Source organism: Enterocloster lavalensis, assembly GCF_046603895.1.
In the GTDB taxonomy this organism is placed as follows: domain Bacteria; phylum Bacillota; class Clostridia; order Lachnospirales; family Lachnospiraceae; genus Enterocloster; species Enterocloster lavalensis.
On record NZ_CP176637.1, the window covers coordinates 5952806 to 5970061 of the forward strand.

A 17256-nucleotide genomic window follows, 5' to 3' on the forward strand; every position below is an offset into this window, starting at 1 on the left:
GATCAGAGACAATGAAGCATTTCAATATCGCAATCGACGGTCCGGCTGGGGCCGGAAAGAGCACAATCGCGAAGGAGGTGGCCAGGAGACTGGGGTTTGTGTATGTGGACACAGGAGCCATGTACCGGACCATGGCGCTGCATTTTATCCGAAGCGGGATCGATCCGAAGGACGAGCAGGCGGTGGCGGCGTCCTGCCGGGATGTGGACGTGTCCCTGCGCTATGAGAACGGCGTCCAGCAGGTTCTGCTCGGCGGGGAAAATGTAACCGGCCTGATCCGCACCGAGGAGGTGGGCAACATGGCCAGCGCCACGTCGGTGTACAAGCCCGTGCGGGAGAAGCTGGTAGAGCTGCAGCAGGCCCTGGCCAGGCGGGAGAACGTGGTCATGGACGGCCGCGACATCGGCACCTGCGTGCTTCCGGACGCGCCCGCCAAGATCTATCTCACGGCCTCCAGCGCGGTGCGGGCGGGACGCCGTTACAAGGAACTGGTGGAAAAGGGCGTGGAGTGCGATCTGGCGGAGATCGAGCGGGACATCATCGACCGGGATTACCGGGATATGAACCGGGAGAACTCCCCACTGCGCCAGGCTGAGGACGCGGTGCTGGTGGACAGCTCCTGCATGACGGTGGAGCAGGTGATCGCGGCCATTCTGGAAGCGGCCAAGAGCCGCGGACTTGAGGTGGAGTGATGAGCCGGGAGGTAATTGTGGCCAGGACCGCGGGATTTTGCTTCGGCGTGGAGCGGGCCGTGGATCAGGTCTACGAGCAGATTGGGCTGGTGGAGCAGGGCAGGGCCTCGGGGCCGATTTACACCTACGGTCCCATTATCCACAATGAGGAGGTGGTGGGCGACCTGGCGAAAAAGGGCGTCACGGTGCTGGAGACCGAGGAGGACTTAAAGGCGCTTCCCCCGGGACAGGGCACGGTGATCATCCGCTCCCACGGCGTCAGCCGCCACATCTACGACATTCTCGAGGAGCGGGGCGTCGCGGTGGTGGACGCCACCTGCCCCTTTGTAAAAAAGATCCACCGCATCGTGGATGAGCACTCCCGGGCCGGGGAGGCCGTGGTGATCATCGGGAACGCTTCCCACCCGGAGGTGGAGGGCATCCGCGGATGGGGCAACCGCGATACAAAGGTGGTGGAAAACGAGGCCGAAGCTGAAGATTTTAATCTTTCAGAGGGCCAAAAGCTATGCATCGTGTCCCAAACGACATTTAATTACAACAAATTTAAAGAATTAGTTGAAAAATTTTCGAAAAAGGGTTATGATAGTAGTGTTTTAAATACGATTTGCAATGCAACACAGGAAAGACAAGTGGAGGCGGCGCGTATCGCTTCGCAGGTGGAAGCCATGATCGTCATCGGCGGCAGGCATTCTTCCAACACCCAGAAGCTGTACGAGATCTGTCTCAAGGAATGTAAAAACACCTTTTACATTCAGACACTCGGCGACTTAGATCCTGATAGTGTATCTTCTGTGCGCAGCGTAGGTATTACAGCTGGGGCATCCACCCCAAAAAAGATTATTGAGGAGGTTCATACCAGAATGGCAGAGCAGAGTTTTGCAGAGTTATTAAAAGAAGAGGAAGAATCCACCAAACCAATACGTACAGGAGAGATAGTTACCGGTCAGGTCATCGAAGTCAGCAAAGATGAGATTATTCTGAGTATTGCAGGAAACAAGTCCGAGGGCGTTATCACCCGGGACGAGTACAGCAACGACAACAATGTAGACCTGACCACCAAGGTACAGGTTGGTGACGAGATGGAAGCGAAGGTCATCAAGCTGAACGACGGCGTGGGCATGGTATCATTATCCTATAAGCGTATGGCTGCCGACAGAGGCAACCGCCGTCTTGAGGAGGCGTTTGAGAACCAGGAAGTGCTGACCGCAAAGGTCACCCAGGTTCTGGACGGCGGCCTCAGCGTGGAAGTGGAAGGCGCACGGGTATTCATCCCCGCAAGCCTGGTTTCCGACAGCTACGAGAAAGACCTGTCCAAGTATGCCGGACAGGACATTGAGTTCATCATCACCGAATTCAACCCCAAGAGAAGAAGAATCATCGGCGACCGCAAGGCCCTTCTGGTTGCTCAGAAGGCCAAGATGAAGGAGGAGCTGTTCTCCAGAATCCAGCCCGGCGACGTGACCGACGGCGTTGTGAAGAACGTGACCGATTTCGGCGCGTTTATCGACCTTGGCGGCGCGGACGGCCTGCTGCACATCTCCGAGATGAGCTGGGGCAGAGTTGAGAACCCGAAGAAGGTGTTCAAGACCGGCGAGCAGGTGAGAGTTCTGATCAAAGACATCCAGGGCGAGAAGATTGCCCTGAGCTTAAAGTTCCCGGAGGCCAATCCCTGGGTGACCGCTGCTGAGCGTTATGCGGCCGGCAATATTGTAGTTGGACGTGTTGCCCGTATGACCGACTTCGGCGCATTCATCGAGCTGGAGCCCGGCGTGGACGCACTGCTTCACGTATCCCAGATTTCCAGAGAGCACGTGGAGAAACCCTCCGACGTTCTGAGAATCGGCCAGGAGATCGAGGCCAGAGTCGTGGACTTTAACGAGAACGACCACAAGATCAGCCTGAGCATCAAAGCCCTGATGGGCGGCGGCCAGGAGCGTATGGAAGATTCCGACGTGGCGGATGTGGACATCAACAATTATTAATTGCAAAAGACAGTAGGAAACGAAAGAGGCAGTTCCCGTTGCGGGAGCTGCCTTTTTAAGACCTGACGCCCAGATTTAGAAAATGGGATGGTGCGGGGAAAAGGAAGAGCGGCGGGAGACAAAATCGTCAGCCGCCGCTTATGCCGTCGTGTAAATGTTTGAATTGGTAATCCGCGTACTGCTGGTGGATGGCAAGGCGCATGCTCCGGGAGATGGGGATCCGGTCCCCGGAGGCCAGAAGAAATTCGTTCCTCTCCATCTCCACAACCCGGTCCATGTTGATGATGCAGTTGCGGTAGCAGCAGAGAAATTGCGGATAGCATAAAAGAAGTCTGGAAAAATCTTCAAACCGCATGTAGGTGCGGTACATCCGCCGCGGTGTGTGAATCTGTATGTAGTGGTTGGAGTAATCCGCGTAACAGATATCGTCCAACAGAATCTTGACCATGATACGGCTCACCTTGACCTCGATGTAGCGGCCGGTGTTCTCCAGCTCCCGGTGGGCGTACTCCATGGCGCGGCAGAAACGGTCGTAGCCGATGGGCTTGAGCAGGTAGTCCAGGGCGCGGACCTCGTAGCCTTTGAGGGCGAAATCGCTGCTGCTGGTGGTGAAAATGATGATACAGCTCTCATCCTCCCGGCGTATTTGCTCCGCGATTTCAAGTCCCAGGGTTTCCTGACCCAGGTAGATATCGATGAAAACCAGCTGATAGGAATCCTTTTTCCAGACCTGCAGAAAATCCGCCGCAGCGGTAAAGAGCTCGGTCCGCTGTAAGATGTGGACGGAATGGAAATAGGTTTGAACGTAACCGGATAACTGGCGCGCTTCTTCCACGGAGTCGTCTATAATTGCGATATTCACGGCATTTATCCTTTCGTACAAAAGTCCGCTGCGGCATAGCCGCCATATGGAACGATATTGGGTATAATATGTGAAACATTATAGTATAGAACCTATGAAAAAGCAAGGATTATCGGGAAGACCTGTATACATGGGGTAGGCCTGGGCATACTTGGGGTAGGATTCGTTGGGCCTTGTTTCACGGCCTGCGAAGGACCATGAAAGGAGTATTTGAATTATGCCGAAAGCGAAGAAAAACGAACCATTTAACCCCAAGGATCTGACCCCTCAGGAGCAGCTGAAATTTGAGATTGCCCAGGAGCTGGGCCTTGGCGACAAGGTGATCGCGGGGGGCTGGAGAAGTCTGACCGCCAAGGAGAGCGGCAAGATCGGCGGCCTGATCACCAAGAAAAAGCGCGAGATGAAGCGGGAAGCCCTGGAGCAGGAGCAGGGGGCCTGAGCGTTTGCGGGGCTGTGATTGAAAACTGCGGCCAAATCGCGTATACTTAGATGAGAAATGAACCCGGCCGTCAGGCCGGGGACGGAGGAGATACAACATGGAATTGGGAATAATCAGCTTTACGGCCCGGGGGACCGGGCTTTTGCACCGGCTTTCCGGGCTGTTGCGCGGGAGGGCGGACTGCGTCTGCAGGGCGCCGGAGCGGTTTCTGACCCCTGAGATGGAGGCGGAGGGCATAAGCCGGACGCCCGAGGGGGGAGCTGCCTCGTTCGCCCGGGAAATGTTCGCCGCAGGGAGGCCCATGCTGTTTGTGGGAGCCGCAGGCATCGCGGTGCGGGCCATCGCGCCCCTGGTGAAGGACAAGCTGACGGACCCGGCCGTGCTGGTGATGGACGAGGCGGGACAATTTGTGATCCCGATTTTATCCGGCCACGTGGGCGGGGCCAATGAGCTGGCCCGCCTGATCGCAGAACTCTGCCGTGCTGTGCCGGTGATCACCACGGCCACGGATGTGAACCGGGTTTTCGCGGTGGATGTCTTTGCCGCCAAAAACGGCCTGATGATCGCGGACCGGGAAGCGGCCCGTCATGTGGCAATGGATCTGCTGGAGGGCAGGGAGGTGGGGTTCCTGAATACCTGCCAGGTGGAATGCGGCACAACGCCGACGGACGGCTGGACGCCGGAGGGCTGCATGGCGCGGACCTGCGGGCGCAACATCTACATTGGCGTGGAGAAGAATCCAGCGGTGTCCGGGGAGACGCTGCGTCTGGTACCGAAAGCTGTGGTTGTGGGACTTGGCTGCCGCCGGGGAACGCCGGTTCAAACGCTGCGGGAGCAGGTGCGGCTGGCCCTGGAGCGCGCGGGAGTCATGGAGCAGGCTGTGGCCTGTGTGGCCTCCATCGACTTGAAACGGGAGGAGCAGGGGATTTTGGAGCTGGCCCGGGAATATAACTGGGAATTTATTACATATTCTGCGGAGGAGCTTATGCAGGTGCCGGGAGAATTTTCAGAGTCCGGTTTTGTGCGGGAGACGGTGGGCGTGGACTGCGTGTGTGAGCGGGCCGCCGTGGCTGCGGCTGGGGAGGGGCGTCTGATCCTTGGAAAGCAGGCGGCAAACGGCGTGACGGTGGCGCTGGCTGTGCGGGAGGTGCGGCTGCGGGCGGAGTGATGGGGCGGAAGAGATGGGGAGGTGGGAACTCCGAACCGGATGTTGGACCGATTTGGCCCCCTTCTTTTACCGCACAAAAATAGCGGCAAACCCTTGAAAACACAAGGTTTTACCGCTATTAAATAAGTGGAACCGAAGGGACTCGAACCCTCGACCTCCTACATGCGAAGCAGGCGCTCTCCCAACTGAGCTACGATCCCGTAACCACCGTTTGATATCATAGCACAAATTTCCAAAAAGGTAAACACTTTTTTTGAAAAGATTGAGATTTTTTTTTTGATATGGTATAACTTACTGGTGAGATTAGAATGGTCAGAGGACAGGAATGGAAAATACATATATTTACAAGCAGCAGAAAAAGTTAAGGTGCGGATACACCACAGGCACTTGCGCGGCAGCGGCTTCCATGGCAGCTGCCGCCATGTTGTTGGGGGAGGAGGCCGTGGAACAGGTTTCGGTGGAGACGCCGGGTGGGGTGCGTTTCCTTCTGAGCGTGGAGGAGATACGGCGGGCCTCCGGCTGGGTGAGCTGCGCGGTCCGCAAGGACGGCGGGGACGACCCGGACGTGACCCACGGCATGCAGATTTGCGCCCGGGTGGGAGTTGCGCCTCCTGAGCCGGAAACGCCTGGTGGGTGGTATGAATATAAAAATGGCGGTTTGACGCTGAAAATAAAGGGTGGAGTGGGGATCGGACTCGTCACAAAGGCTGGACTGAGCTGCGAAGTGGGGAAATATGCCATTAACCCGGTGCCCAGGGACATGATCTTTAAGCATGTGGAGCGGGTCTGCGCCGGCCGGGATTTTGCGGGGACGCTGTGGATTGTGATTTTTGCCCCGGAGGGGGAGGCGCGGGCGTTGGATACCTTTAACAGCCGCTTGGGAATCCGGGGAGGAATCTCCATACTGGGCACCACGGGCATCGTGGAGCCCATGAGTGAGGCGGCCCTGCTGGCCACCATCCGCCTGGATATCCGGCAGCAGGCGGCCGGGGGACCGGGAACGCTGGTGCTGACCCCGGGAAATTACGGCGAGACCTTTGTGCGGGAACGCCTGGGGCTGGATCTGGACCGGGCGGTGAAGTGCAGCAATTACATCGGCGCTTCCATCGACATGGCGGTGGAGGAGGGGATCCGGGAGGTGCTTCTGGTGGGGCACGCCGGAAAGCTGGTCAAGGTGGCCGCCGGGATTATGAACACCCACTCCTCGGTGGCGGATGGGCGCATGGAGGTACTGGCCGCCCACGGAGCGGCCTGCGGGGCGGGACCGGAGCTGGTGGAACAGATTCTGGAGTCCATCACCGTGGACCAGGCCCTGGAATATATGGAGCAGGTCCCCGGCCTGGGGCAGGCGGTGATGGATCGGGTGATCCGCCGCATGGACGGCTGCCTGCGCCGCAGAGCCGGAAAGGCCATGAAAATAGAGGCGGTGGTCTTTACCAACGCCAGAGGGCTTTTGGGCCGCACAAAAGGCGCGGACGGGCTGATTGAGAAGATAAAGGCAGGAGGATAAAGGATGGTACATATAGTGGGAGCCGGGCCGGGAGCGCCGGATCTGATTACGGTTCGGGGACAGAAGTTGTTGGAAGCGGCGGATGTGGTGATTTACGCGGGTTCTCTGGTGAACCCGGAGCTGCTGGCCGGTTTGAAGGCAAATTGCCGGGTTTACAACAGCGCCCTCATGACGCTGGAGGAGGTTCTGGAGGTGATCCGGGAGGCGGAGGAGCAGGGACTTGACACCGTACGCCTGCACACCGGGGACCCCTGCCTTTACGGGGCGATCCGGGAGCAGATGGACGCCATGGACCGGTTGGGAATTTCCTATGATCTCTGTCCGGGGGTCAGCTCCTTCTGCGGCGCGGCCGCGGCGCTCGGCATGGAGTACACGCTTCCGGGCGTCTCCCAGAGCGTGGTGATCACCCGGATGGCGGGGCGGACCCCGGTGCCGGACCGGGAGTCGGTGTCCTGCTTTGCGGCCCACGGCGCTACCATGGTGGTGTTTCTCAGCGCCGGCCTGTTGGACGGGCTGCAGCGGGAGCTGCTGGACGGGGGCTATCAGCCTTCCACTCCGGCGGCCATTGTCTACAAGGCTACCTGGCCGGAGGAAAAGACGGTGATCTGCCGTTTGGACCAGCTGGCCGATACCGCCGGGCGGGAGGGCATCTCAAAGACCGCGCTGGTGATCGTTGGGGACAGCGTTTCCCAGGCGGGATACGACCGGTCCCTGTTGTATCACCCGCAGTTTACCACGGAATTCAGAAAAGGGGAGGAATCGTGATGGCCGGAATTTTATATGTGGTGGGAATCGGACCAGGGGAAGAGGCGCAGATGACGCCCCAGGCGGACGAGGCGGTCCGGCAGAGCCAGGTTCTGGCCGGATACACGGTGTATGTGGATTTGCTGCGGGAGCGTTATCCGGACAAGGAGGTTCTGACCACCGCCATGACTCAGGAGGAAAAGCGGTGCCGCCTGGCCTTCGAGTGCTGCGCCGGGGGCCGCAGCACCGCTATGGTGTGCAGCGGGGACGCAGGGGTTTACGGCATGGCCGGGCTGATTTTAGAACTGGCCCCGGAGTATCCGGAGGTGGCGGTGCGGGTGATTCCCGGCGTGACGGCTGCCTGCGCCGGAGCCGCCGTGCTGGGCGCGCCTCTGATGCACGATTTTGCGGTGATCAGCCTCAGCGACCGGCTGACCCCCATGGAGACCATCTGGAAGCGCCTGGAGCTGGCGGCGGAGGGGGATTTTGTGATCTGCCTCTACAATCCCTCCAGCAAGGCCAGAGAGGATTACCTGGCCATGGCCTGCGACCGCCTGCTGGCCCGCTGCGGCGGAGAACGGATCTGTGGGATTGTGCGCAACATCGGCAGGCAGGGCCAGGAATACCGGGTGATGACGCTGCGGGAACTGCGGGACTGGAAGGCGGATATGTTCACCACGGTGTTTGTGGGAAATTCCCAAACCCGCCGCATCGGGGACTATATGGTGACGCCCAGGGGATACCGTCATGGACAGCGCGGTTGAGCGCCTGCGGCCTGTGCTGCTGTTCGGCGGCACCACGGAAGGGCGGGAGCTGGCGGCCCGCCTGGCGGGCAGAGGGCAGCGGACGATCCTCTGCGTGGCCACGGACTATGGCCGGGAGGTGCTGGAGCCGGAGCTTTTAGCCAACCCCTGCCTGAACGTGCGGATCGGGCGGATGGACGCGGAGGAGATGCGCCGTCTGATTCTGGAGGAGGAGCCGGGCCTGGTGGTGGACGCCACCCACCCGTACGCGGACCAGGTGACCCGGAATGTGCGGGAAGCCTGCGAAAAGACCGGCCGGGAATGCCTGCGGTGTCTGCGCCCGACGTCGGGTGCGGAGAATCCTGGAGATATGGGGCTGCGGTCCGGTGCGGAAAGCCCTGAGGGCGGCATGGTGCGGGTGCCCTCCGTGCAGGCGGCCGTGGAATGGCTGGCGGCCCGGGATGGGAATATTCTGGTTACCACCGGCAGCAAGGAATTGGCCACTTTCTCACAACTTCCGGATTTCGCCACACGGGTTTACGCCCGGGTGCTGCCCACGCTGCCGTCCCTCAGCGCGTGTCTGGACCAGGGGCTTTCCGGCCGCCATATCATCGCGATGCAGGGGCCGTTTTCCGAAGAGACCAACCGGTCCCAGCTGGCGGAATTCAACTGTCGTTTTCTTGTGACAAAGGACACGGGGGACAACGGCGGTTTTCGGGAAAAGGTGCGGGCCGCCGGGGAGGCGGGAGCGGTGGCGCTGGTCATCGACCGGCCGGAGACGGAGCGCGGCCTGAGCGCAGCGCAGGGTTTGAGCGCGGACCAGGTGATGGAGCGCTATGAACAGTGGAGGAGGAGACAGCATGTGTGATAAGAAAATTTCGATTGTGGGCGCAGGGATGGGCACAGCGGAACAGCTCACGGGTCTGGGAAGCCTCCGCCTGCGGGAGGCGCAGGTGGTTGTGGGCGCGCCCCGGCTGACAGAGGGACTTTCGGGGGAGCTCTCCGGCCATGCGGTTCTGGCCTCCCACCGCACCGGTGAGATCGTGGAATTTTTGAATAAGGAAAAATGGACCCGGGCGGTGTTTCTGGTTTCCGGGGACACGGGATTTTACAGCGCCGCCTCCGGGGCCGCCGCCGCGTTTGAAGAACAGGGCTGGGAGACTGAGCTGGTGCCCGGAATTTCCAGCATGTCCTGGTTTACAGCTAAGCTTGGAAAAAATTGGCAAAACATGGCGGTTTTGAGCTGCCACGGCAGAGATGTGGACCCGGCGGACTGGGTCCGCTGTCATAGGGAGAGTTTTTTGCTTTTAGGCGGGAAAATCGGCGTGCGGGAGCTGTGCGCCGCCCTTTTGGAAGGCGGGCTTTCGGACTGCCGCCTCTGGATCGGGGAGAATCTCGCCGCGGCAGAGGAGCGGATCGAGGCGGGAAGCCCGGAGCAGATTTTATTGAGCGATACAAACCGGCCGTTCGGCAGTTTATGCTGCGCGGTGGCGGAGAATACCCGGGCGGTAAACGCGGCGTTCTGCTCCTTCGGCCTTCCCGACAGCGCGTTTGTCCGCGGAAAGGTTCCCATGACCAAGTCCGAGGTGCGGGCACTTTCTCTCACAAAGCTGGGGCTGTGGCCGGGAGCGGTGTGTTTTGACGTGGGTTCCGGTACCGGCTCGGTGTCCGTGGAAATGGGGCTGGCCCTGAAAGCCTGGGGCGCGGGCCAGGTCTACGCGGTGGAGAAAAAAGAGGAGGCCCTGGGGCTCACAAGAGTCAACGGGGAGCGGCTGCTGGGAAACTGGAAGGGATTCCACGTGGTTCCCGGTAGCGCGCCGGAGGCATTTGCCGGCCTGCCGGCCCCCACCCACGTGTTTGTGGGCGGAAGCGGGGGAGCGCTCCTTCCGGTGGTGGAGCAGATACTTGAGAAAGCGCCCGGGGCCAGAATCGTGGTCAACGCCGTTACTCCGGAGACAATGGCGGAGCTTTTGCAGTGCCGGAAACGCTTCCGGTTCGCGGTCTGGGAAATGATTCAGGTCCGCGTGGACACATTCCGCACAGCGGGGAATTACCATATGCCCTGCGCGGGCAACCCGGTCTGCATCGCGCTGATGCAGAACCCACAGCCCGGGGAGGGCGCGCTGTGAGAGGCGTGCTGATCGCCGCGCCCTCCAGCGGCAGCGGCAAGACGGTGGCGGTCATGGGGCTTCTGGCGGTCCTGAAGCAGAAGGGCGTGGGCCTGGCGGCGTTCAAGTGCGGGCCGGATTACATCGATCCGCTGTTTCACCGGAAGGTGCTGGAGGTGGAGAGCTGTAATCTGGACAGCTTTTTTCTGCCCGCGGACCAGGTGAGGGCTCTGGCGGAGCGGACTCTGGCTGAGACCGCCGGGCCGGAGGGGTTCGGCGTGGTGGAAGGCGTGATGGGGTATTTCGACGGCCTTGGGGGCGTCTCGGTCCGTGGGAGTTCCCGGGAGATGGCGCAGATTCTGGAGCTTCCGGCCATTCTGGTGGTGGACGGGCGGGGCGCCAGTTTATCCCTGGCGGCCCTGATCCAGGGCTTTTTGAACTATACCCCGTCGGATGGAACGGGCCGGGGAAACCGCATTGCCGGGGTGATTTTCAACCGCGTGGGCGGCGGGATGTATGACATGTTAAAAAAGACCGTTGAGGCGGAGCTGCCGGTCAAGTGCCTGGGATATATGCCGAAAATGGACTGGCTGAACATTGAGAGCCGTCATTTGGGGCTGGTGCTGCCCGATGAGATTGCGGACCTGAAGGGGGTGGTGAAGCGCCTGGGGGAGGAACTTGAGCGGACGCTGGACTGGGAAGGAATTCTGGCACTGGGAGCTGGGGAAGGGGAGGCTGATAAAGGGGGCGGTTCCGGCTCTGAGAAGTCGGCTGAACCGGCAGAGGCCGTAAACTTCCGGAAGAATCCTCTTAACGACGCCTCCCCCCGTGGAAGCGGGATCGCCCGGCCTTCCTTCCGCCTGGCAGTGGCCATGGACGAGGCGTTCTGCTTTTATTACCGGGAAAATCTGCGGGCGCTGGAGGAGGCAGGGGCGCAGCTGTGTTATTTCAGCCCCATCCATGACCGCAAGCTGCCAGAACAGGCGGCGGGCCTGCTGTTGGGCGGCGGTTACCCGGAGCTGCACGCGGGGGAGCTGGCCGCGAATCAGGAGATGCGCGAACGCATCCGCAGTGCGGCGGAGTTTGGCATGCCCATTCTGGCCGAGTGCGGCGGGTATCTGTATCTTTTGGACGAGCTGGAGGGGGACGACGGAGCGGTTTATCCCATGGCCGGGGTATTTGAAGGGGCCGGACTGCGGGAAAACAAGCTGCGGCAGTTCGGCTATATCACGGTTTCCTCCGGGCAGGACGGGCTTTATCTCAAACACGGGGAAATGGTCCGCGCCCACGAGTTCCATTACTGGCACTGCGCCCGGGACGGCGAGCTGGCGGTTATGAGGGCGGTCAAGCCCACGGGCCGTAGGAGCTGGCCGGCCATGCGGGAGAAAAAGCGGGTGCTGGCAGGATTTCCTCATCTGTATTACCCCTCCTGCCCAGAGTTTGTCCGGCGTTTTGGGGAGCAGTGCAGGCAATATTATAATGAAAAAAACGGAAAGCTGGTAGAGAAAAATGCTGACATTGCAGAACGTGATTGATTCCATAAAAGAACCGGATCAGGCGGCGGCGGACCTGGCGCGGCGGCGCTGGGACAGCGTGGCGAAGCCGTTAAACAGCCTGGGCGCGCTGGAGCGGGATCTGGTCCGCATAGCGGGGGTTCAGGGAACGCCCCGGATCACCATCGGCAGCAAGGCCATTGTGGTCATGTGCGCGGACAATGGAATCGTGGAGGAGGGCGTGACCCAGACCGGACAGGAGGTGACCGCCATCGTGGCGGAGCACATGGGGGACGGCACCTCCTGTGTCTGCCGGATGGCCGCGGTGGCCGGGGCGGAGGTGATCCCTGTGGACATCGGCATCGCCGGGGAGACGTCCTCTCCCGGCATCCTGCGGATGAAGGTAGCCCGCGGAACCCGCAATTTCCTGAAGGAACCGGCCATGAGCCGCCGGGAAGCGGTACAGGCCCTGGAGACGGGGATCGCCGTGGCGGGGGAAATGAGCCGACGGGGGTTTACGCTTCTGGGATCCGGTGAGATGGGCATCGGAAACACCACAACCAGCAGCGCGGTGCTGTCGGTGCTTCTGGAGCAGCCGCCCAGCCGGGTGACCGGCCGGGGCGCCGGATTGGATACAACCTCCTACCGCAGGAAAATTTCCGTGATCGAGGAGGGAATCCGCCTCCGCCGCCCGGATCAGGGGGATGGAGTCGATGTTCTGAGCAAGGTGGGGGGACTGGATCTGGCCGGGCTTGCGGGGCTTTACCTGGGCTGCGCTTACTTCGGTATTCCGGCGGTTCTGGACGGTCTGATCTGCGCGGCCGCGGCGCTGGCGGCGGTGCGCATCTGCCCGGCTGTGAGCGGATACCTTCTGGCCTCCCACGTGTCGGCGGAACCGGCTGGGGCTATGGCTTTGGAGGCGCTGGGGCTGGAACCGGCCATTAACGCCGGTATGTGCCTGGGCGAGGGCACCGGCGCGGCGGCGCTGTTTCCGCTGCTGGATATGGCCTTTGCGGTTTATGACGGAATGAGCACCTTCGGGGAGATGCAGGTGGAACAGTACCAGCCCCTGAAATAAAGACAGAGAGATTACGGTTTACAGGTAATATCCCGCGAGGCGTTTTTGCGAGTGGAGCATAGCGGAAGCCGCAGAAAACCCGGGGGATAGCGGCGCGAAACGGCGTTTTTAGCTGTTTCTGTGCATCGCGTAGCGTGTTACTGGGAACGGAGTGAGCAGTAACACAGAGAGGAACAGGAGTACATGATCACACTGGTGACTGGGGGCTGCGGAAGCGGAAAATCGGAGTATGCGGAGAATCTTGTGGCGGGCAGCGGCTGCTCCTGCAAATGGTATGTGGCCACCATGGAGGTCTGGGGGGATGAAGATCGGAGAAAGGTGGAGCGCCACCGGAAGCAGAGGGCAGGGAAGGGCTTTCACACGATTGAGCGCCCCAGGGGGCTGAACGCGCTGCGGATTCCCGGCAGCCCGGAACAGACGGCGGTGCTTTTGGAATGCGTGTCCAATCTGGCCGCTAATGAGATGTTTGGCGGGGGAACGCTGCCGGACTGCGCGCCGGAACCGGCAGGTGCCGCCGGGGAGGCGGTGGTGGACGGGATCGCAAGCCTGGCCCGCCAGGCCGCAGAGCTGGTTGTCGTCACCAACGAGGTGGGACTTGACGGGATTTCCTATGAGGTAGAGACGATGGAGTATATCCGGCTGATGGGCTGGGTTAACCAACGCCTTGCAAAGCTTGCGGACCGGGTGGTGGAAGTGGTTTACGGAATTCCGGTGGTGCTTAAGGAAAACGGCAGCGCCGGGCAGGGAGGTGGGATATGAACGGATTGTATTCTCTTTTAATCGCTGTTTCCATGTACTCGAAATTCCCCGTTCCAACGGTCAACTGGACCAGGGAGCGCATGGGCTACGTGATGTGCTGGTTTCCGGTGGTGGGAGTGATCGAGGGGCTGGCGCTGTGGTTCTGGCAGTGGGCGGGCGGGAGGCTTGGATTTACGGCTGCGGGCAGCGCTCTGGTGGCTGCGGCCCTGCCTCTGATCGTCACCGGGGGAATCCACATGGACGGATTTCTGGATACCATGGATGCCATCCACTCGTACGGGGACCGGGAGAAAAAGCTGGAGATTCTCAAGGATCCCCATGTGGGAGCCTTTGCAGTGATCGGCTGCGGGGGATATCTGCTCCTGTATACGGCCGCGGCGTATGAGGTCACGGCCCTGGGGATCTGGCCGTTAGCCCTTCCGGTTTTTGTGATGGAGCGGGCGCTCAGCGGCTTGTCGGTGGTATTTTTTCCGTGTGCAAAAAAGAGCGGCCTGGCCGCAACCTTCTCGGACGGGGCCAAGCGCCGGGCGGCGGGAATCAGCCTGAGCCTTTGGCTGGCCGCGGCCCTGTGCCTTGGCGGCACAGTGATTCCGGGCGGAAGCGCGGTTACGGCGCTCGGTCTTGTGGCGGTGCAGCTATTGGTATTCGCCTATTACCGCCGGATGGCGGTTGGACAGTTCGGAGGAATTACCGGGGATTTGGCCGGGTATTTTCTGCAAATCTGTGAACTGGCCGGGCTGTTTTGTCTGGCGGTGGCCGGACATATGGGCTTTGCCGGATAGGGCGGAGCGGAAATGAAGATATTGGAAAGGCGGAAATGATATGATTCTGGTGACAGGCGGAATGGCCCAGGGGAAGCGGGGGTTTGTGGAACGGGAGCTGACTGGAGAACTGGCCAGCGGGCAGGCTGCCGGAATGACTGGAGAGCCGGACGACGGGCAGGCAGGCGGAATGACCGGAGAGCCGGACGACGGGCAGGCAGACGGAATGACCGAGGAGCGGGACGGCGGGCGGGCAGGTGGAATGACTGGCGAACTGGCCGGCGGTTCCCCAGGCGGCCGGACTGTGGCATGGGTGGACGGTGCGGCCGCGGAGCCGGAGTGCTTTTTGTCCGCTCCATTCTGCCATAACTTCCAGGCTTTTGTGCGCAGGATCGTGTCCGGGGAGGTGGCGGTGGATCTGGCGGAGCTTGCGGAAGTGATGCGGCAGGCCCGGCCGGACCGCGTGATCGTCACCGATGAGATCGGCGGAGGTATTGTCCCCACAGACCCGATGGAGCGAACCTGGCGGGAGGAGACGGGGCGGGTCTGCTGCCGTCTGGCGGCAGAAGCAGAGCAGGTCTGGCGGGTAAACTGCGGGCTGGGACAGAGAATCAAATAGCCGGATGCCCGGCGGCGATACAGAACAGAGGACGGGAGAGATTGACTGCATGTTTGGACTGGAATCAGGTTGGTTTGGATTGTTTGTATTTCATGGAGGCGCCCTGTTGGGGGGCTGCGCGCTGGACTGGCTGTTTGGCGACCCGCGCTGGCTGCCGCACCCGGTGCGGCTGATGGGGCGGATGATCGCCTGGCTGGAGGGCTTGCTGCGGCCGCGGTTTTCGGGCCGGGAGCGAACCGCGGGGCTGCTTTTGGCGGCCCTCATGTGCGGCTTCTGGACTGTGGTTCCCGGGCTGCTTCTGGCGGCCCTGGGTGGGTTTGCGCTGCATCTGCCGGGGCGGGCGGGCGCGTGTTTTCTGCTGGCGGCGGAGAGTCTGATGTGTTACCAGCTTTTGGCCGCTAAGGACCTGTGCGCGGAGAGCATGAAGGTCTGCCGTTCCATGGAGAAGGGCGACGTGGAGCAGGCCAGGAGAGACGTTTCCATGATTGTGGGCCGGGATACTGCGCCTCTGGACGGCAGCGGCATCCTGCGGGCTGCGGTGGAGACGGTGGCGGAAAACGCCTCCGACGGCGTGATCGCCCCCATGCTCTGCATCGCTCTTCTGGGACCTGTGGGCGGCTACCTCTACAAAGCGGTGAACACGATGGATTCCATGGTGGGCTATAAAAATGACCGCTACCGGGAACTGGGCCGGGTGGCGGCTAAACTGGACGATCTGGTCAATCTGATTCCTTCCCGGCTCACTGGGCTGTTGTTTTGCGCCTGCGCCGCGCTGCTTCCGGGATTTGACGGCCGGGGGGCGTTTAAGGTGTTTTGCCGGGACCGGTTTAATCATGCCAGCCCCAATTCCGCGCAGTCCGAGGCGGCCTGCGCCGGAGCTTTGGGCCTGAGGCTGGCCGGGGATGCCTGGTATTTCGGCACGCTTTGTTCCAAGCCCTATATCGGGGATGACAGGAGGGCCATCGAGGCGGCGGACGTGCGCAGAATTAACCGGCTGATGTTTGGCGCGCAGCTGTTGTTCCTGGTATTGTGGGCGGGAGTTCTGGCGTTGTGGGCAGCAGCGCTGGCATTGTGAGCGAGAGTTCTGGCGTTGTGGGCGGCAGCGCTGGCATTGTGAGCCGTAATCTTGGCGCTGTGGGCGGCAGCGCAGCCGCAGTTGTCGGAAATTCCCGCGCTGCGGGCAGTTTTATGAAGGAGGACAGGACCATGGAATATCAGCACGGAGGAGATATCTATAGCCAGGAGGTGGATCTGGATTTCTCGGCCAATTTAAACCCGTTTGGCCTGCCTGAGGCGGTGCGGCGGGCGGCGGCGGACAGTCTGGGGGACTGCACGGTCTATCCGGACAGCAGCAGCCGGAAGCTGACGGCGGCCCTGGCCGCGTATCACGGCGTGCCGCAGGAGCAGGTGATCTGCGGAAACGGGGCCGCGGACCTGATCTTCGGGCTGGCGCTGGCGCTTAAGCCAAAGCGCGCCCTGGTTACGGCCCCGGCTTTTTCCGAATACGAGCAGGCATTGGCCGCCGTGGATTGCCGGGTATCCTGGCTGGATTTGCGGGAACAGGACGGGTTCCGGCTCAATCCCAGGGAGCTTTTGGAAAAGCTGTCCGGGGAGCCGCAGCTTCTGTTTCTCTGCAATCCCAACAATCCCACCGGCGTGTCCATCCCGCGGGAGGACATGGAGTGGGTGGCAGGTGTCTGCCGCAAACAGGGCGTCCGTCTGGCGGTGGACGAGTGTTTTTGCGATTTTCTGGACGCCCCGGAGTCCTGTTCTCTGATTCCGTTTTTGGAAAAATACCCTAATGTATTTGTGCTCAAGGCGTTTACCAAGCTCTATGCGATGGCGGGGCTGCGCCTGGGTTACGGCCTCTGTGCCGACGGGGAACTGATGGAGCGGTTAAAGCAGGTGCGCCAGCCCTGGAGCGTTTCCAGCGTGGCACATGCGGCCGGGCTGGCGGCTCTCGGCGAGACCGGATATGTGCGCGCGTCCACAGAAGCTATTGCGCGGGAGCGCAGGTGGCTGTCCGGGGAGCTGACCCGCCTTGGACTTACGGTGTACGGCTCGGAGGCCAACTACATTTTCTTCCGCGATCCGGCCGGGGCGGACCGGTCCGTGCGGGGCAGGCTGTATGAAGCGCTTTTGGAGCGGCGTATTCTGATCCGGTCCTGCGCCAATTACCGGGGACTGGACAACACCTATTACCGCGTCTGCGTCAGACTGCATGAGGACAACGAAATTCTCATCCGGGAGCTGGAGCGGATTCTGGCGGGCGCAGATCATTTGGAAAGGCAGGAATAA

General features: G+C 61.1%; 17 protein-coding genes and 1 tRNA gene. 16 read left to right on the forward strand and 2 right to left on the reverse strand.

Annotation, left to right across the window (positions count from 1 at the left end; genetic code table 11):
- Positions 1 to 11 precede the first annotated feature (11 nt).
- The gene (gene cmk, locus ACK2JC_RS26700; protein ID WP_092360926.1) at positions 12 to 692 is read left to right on the forward strand and encodes a (d)CMP kinase; all 681 of its coding nucleotides are present in this window, start codon (positions 12 to 14) and stop codon (positions 690 to 692) included.
- Positions 692 to 2674 (forward strand): bifunctional 4-hydroxy-3-methylbut-2-enyl diphosphate reductase/30S ribosomal protein S1, encoded by a 1983-nt coding sequence (locus ACK2JC_RS26705; protein WP_118754068.1) that lies wholly within the window; start codon positions 692 to 694, stop codon positions 2672 to 2674. Before cmk ends, ACK2JC_RS26705 begins: the two co-directional genes overlap by 1 nt.
- 127 nt (positions 2675 to 2801) lie before the next feature.
- Here the strand turns inward: ACK2JC_RS26705 and ACK2JC_RS26710 are convergent, their stop codons facing one another.
- Positions 2802 to 3536 (reverse strand): LytR/AlgR family response regulator transcription factor, encoded by a 735-nt coding sequence (locus tag ACK2JC_RS26710; protein ID WP_118754066.1) that lies wholly within the window; start codon positions 3534 to 3536, stop codon positions 2802 to 2804.
- Positions 3537 to 3753: 217 nt separating this feature from the next.
- Between ACK2JC_RS26710 and ACK2JC_RS26715 the strand changes: the two genes are divergently transcribed.
- Both ACK2JC_RS26715 and ACK2JC_RS26720 read left to right on the forward strand, forming a co-directional pair.
- Positions 3754 to 3975 (forward strand): small, acid-soluble spore protein, alpha/beta type, encoded by a 222-nt coding sequence (locus ACK2JC_RS26715; protein WP_007712093.1) that lies wholly within the window; start codon positions 3754 to 3756, stop codon positions 3973 to 3975.
- Positions 3976 to 4072: 97 nt separating this feature from the next.
- Positions 4073 to 5143 carry a cobalt-precorrin 5A hydrolase gene (locus tag ACK2JC_RS26720; RefSeq protein WP_320938446.1) on the forward strand — a complete coding sequence of 357 codons (1071 nt, stop codon included), beginning with the start codon at positions 4073 to 4075 and terminating at the stop codon, positions 5141 to 5143.
- Between the two features lie 127 nt (positions 5144 to 5270).
- Here ACK2JC_RS26720 and ACK2JC_RS26725 read toward each other — a convergent pair.
- Positions 5271 to 5343: transfer RNA gene (locus tag ACK2JC_RS26725), tRNA-Ala, on the reverse strand.
- Between the two features lie 125 nt (positions 5344 to 5468).
- Between ACK2JC_RS26725 and cbiD the strand changes: the two genes are divergently transcribed.
- The 12 genes from cbiD (at position 5469) to ACK2JC_RS26785 (ending at position 17256) form a co-directional block, all read left to right on the forward strand.
- The gene (gene cbiD, locus ACK2JC_RS26730; protein ID WP_320938445.1) at positions 5469 to 6653 is read left to right on the forward strand and encodes a cobalt-precorrin-5B (C(1))-methyltransferase CbiD; all 1185 of its coding nucleotides are present in this window, start codon (positions 5469 to 5471) and stop codon (positions 6651 to 6653) included.
- Between the two features lie 3 nt (positions 6654 to 6656).
- Entirely contained in the window at positions 6657 to 7418 is a 762-nt protein-coding gene (cobM, locus tag ACK2JC_RS26735; RefSeq protein WP_320938444.1) for a precorrin-4 C(11)-methyltransferase, read from the forward strand.
- The gene (gene cobJ, locus ACK2JC_RS26740; RefSeq protein ID WP_320938443.1) at positions 7418 to 8161 is read left to right on the forward strand and encodes a precorrin-3B C(17)-methyltransferase; all 744 of its coding nucleotides are present in this window, start codon (positions 7418 to 7420) and stop codon (positions 8159 to 8161) included. The genes cobM and cobJ overlap by 1 nt, the downstream gene beginning before the upstream one ends.
- Positions 8145 to 9008 carry a precorrin-6A reductase gene (gene cobK, locus ACK2JC_RS26745; protein WP_320938442.1) on the forward strand — a complete coding sequence of 288 codons (864 nt, stop codon included), beginning with the start codon at positions 8145 to 8147 and terminating at the stop codon, positions 9006 to 9008. The genes cobJ and cobK overlap by 17 nt, the downstream gene beginning before the upstream one ends.
- Positions 9001 to 10269, forward strand: a complete 1269-nt coding sequence (gene cbiE / locus ACK2JC_RS26750; protein ID WP_368271528.1) for a precorrin-6y C5,15-methyltransferase (decarboxylating) subunit CbiE — start codon at positions 9001 to 9003, stop codon at positions 10267 to 10269. Before cobK ends, cbiE begins: the two co-directional genes overlap by 8 nt.
- Positions 10266 to 11783, forward strand: a complete 1518-nt coding sequence (locus ACK2JC_RS26755; protein WP_368271529.1) for a cobyrinate a,c-diamide synthase — start codon at positions 10266 to 10268, stop codon at positions 11781 to 11783. Before cbiE ends, ACK2JC_RS26755 begins: the two co-directional genes overlap by 4 nt.
- The gene (gene cobT, locus ACK2JC_RS26760) at positions 11761 to 12819 is read left to right on the forward strand and encodes a nicotinate-nucleotide--dimethylbenzimidazole phosphoribosyltransferase (protein ID WP_320938449.1); all 1059 of its coding nucleotides are present in this window, start codon (positions 11761 to 11763) and stop codon (positions 12817 to 12819) included. Before ACK2JC_RS26755 ends, cobT begins: the two co-directional genes overlap by 23 nt.
- Before the next feature lie 183 nt (positions 12820 to 13002).
- Complete coding sequence (locus tag ACK2JC_RS26765; protein WP_320938439.1) at positions 13003 to 13578, forward strand: bifunctional adenosylcobinamide kinase/adenosylcobinamide-phosphate guanylyltransferase; 576 nt, start codon at positions 13003 to 13005, stop codon at positions 13576 to 13578.
- The gene (locus ACK2JC_RS26770) at positions 13575 to 14360 is read left to right on the forward strand and encodes an adenosylcobinamide-GDP ribazoletransferase (protein ID WP_320938438.1); all 786 of its coding nucleotides are present in this window, start codon (positions 13575 to 13577) and stop codon (positions 14358 to 14360) included. The genes ACK2JC_RS26765 and ACK2JC_RS26770 overlap by 4 nt, the downstream gene beginning before the upstream one ends.
- Before the next feature lie 40 nt (positions 14361 to 14400).
- Positions 14401 to 14958 carry a bifunctional adenosylcobinamide kinase/adenosylcobinamide-phosphate guanylyltransferase gene (locus ACK2JC_RS26775; RefSeq protein ID WP_320938437.1) on the forward strand — a complete coding sequence of 186 codons (558 nt, stop codon included), beginning with the start codon at positions 14401 to 14403 and terminating at the stop codon, positions 14956 to 14958.
- A gap of 58 nt (positions 14959 to 15016) precedes the next feature.
- Complete coding sequence (gene cbiB, locus ACK2JC_RS26780) at positions 15017 to 16033, forward strand: adenosylcobinamide-phosphate synthase CbiB (protein WP_411338534.1); 1017 nt, start codon at positions 15017 to 15019, stop codon at positions 16031 to 16033.
- 131 nt (positions 16034 to 16164) lie between these two features.
- Positions 16165 to 17256, forward strand: a complete 1092-nt coding sequence (locus tag ACK2JC_RS26785) for a histidinol-phosphate transaminase (RefSeq protein ID WP_368271532.1) — start codon at positions 16165 to 16167, stop codon at positions 17254 to 17256.

Coding starts and splice junctions, on each gene's coding strand:
- ACK2JC_RS26785 (WP_368271532.1), top strand. CDS start 16,165: ATGGAATATCAGCACGGAGGAGATATCTATAGCCAGGAGGTGGATCTG.
- ACK2JC_RS26765 (WP_320938439.1), top strand. CDS start 13,003: ATGATCACACTGGTGACTGGGGGCTGCGGAAGCGGAAAATCGGAGTAT.
- ACK2JC_RS26715 (WP_007712093.1), top strand. CDS start 3,754: ATGCCGAAAGCGAAGAAAAACGAACCATTTAACCCCAAGGATCTGACC.
- cobJ (WP_320938443.1), top strand. CDS start 7,418: ATGGCCGGAATTTTATATGTGGTGGGAATCGGACCAGGGGAAGAGGCG.
- ACK2JC_RS26775 (WP_320938437.1), top strand. CDS start 14,401: ATGATTCTGGTGACAGGCGGAATGGCCCAGGGGAAGCGGGGGTTTGTG.
- ACK2JC_RS26720 (WP_320938446.1), top strand. CDS start 4,073: ATGGAATTGGGAATAATCAGCTTTACGGCCCGGGGGACCGGGCTTTTG.
- ACK2JC_RS26705 (WP_118754068.1), top strand. CDS start 692: ATGAGCCGGGAGGTAATTGTGGCCAGGACCGCGGGATTTTGCTTCGGC.
- cobK (WP_320938442.1), top strand. CDS start 8,145: ATGGACAGCGCGGTTGAGCGCCTGCGGCCTGTGCTGCTGTTCGGCGGC.
- ACK2JC_RS26770 (WP_320938438.1), top strand. CDS start 13,575: ATGAACGGATTGTATTCTCTTTTAATCGCTGTTTCCATGTACTCGAAA.
- cmk (WP_092360926.1), top strand. CDS start 12: ATGAAGCATTTCAATATCGCAATCGACGGTCCGGCTGGGGCCGGAAAG.
- cobM (WP_320938444.1), top strand. CDS start 6,657: ATGGTACATATAGTGGGAGCCGGGCCGGGAGCGCCGGATCTGATTACG.
- cbiD (WP_320938445.1), top strand. CDS start 5,469: ATGGAAAATACATATATTTACAAGCAGCAGAAAAAGTTAAGGTGCGGA.
- cbiE (WP_368271528.1), top strand. CDS start 9,001: ATGTGTGATAAGAAAATTTCGATTGTGGGCGCAGGGATGGGCACAGCG.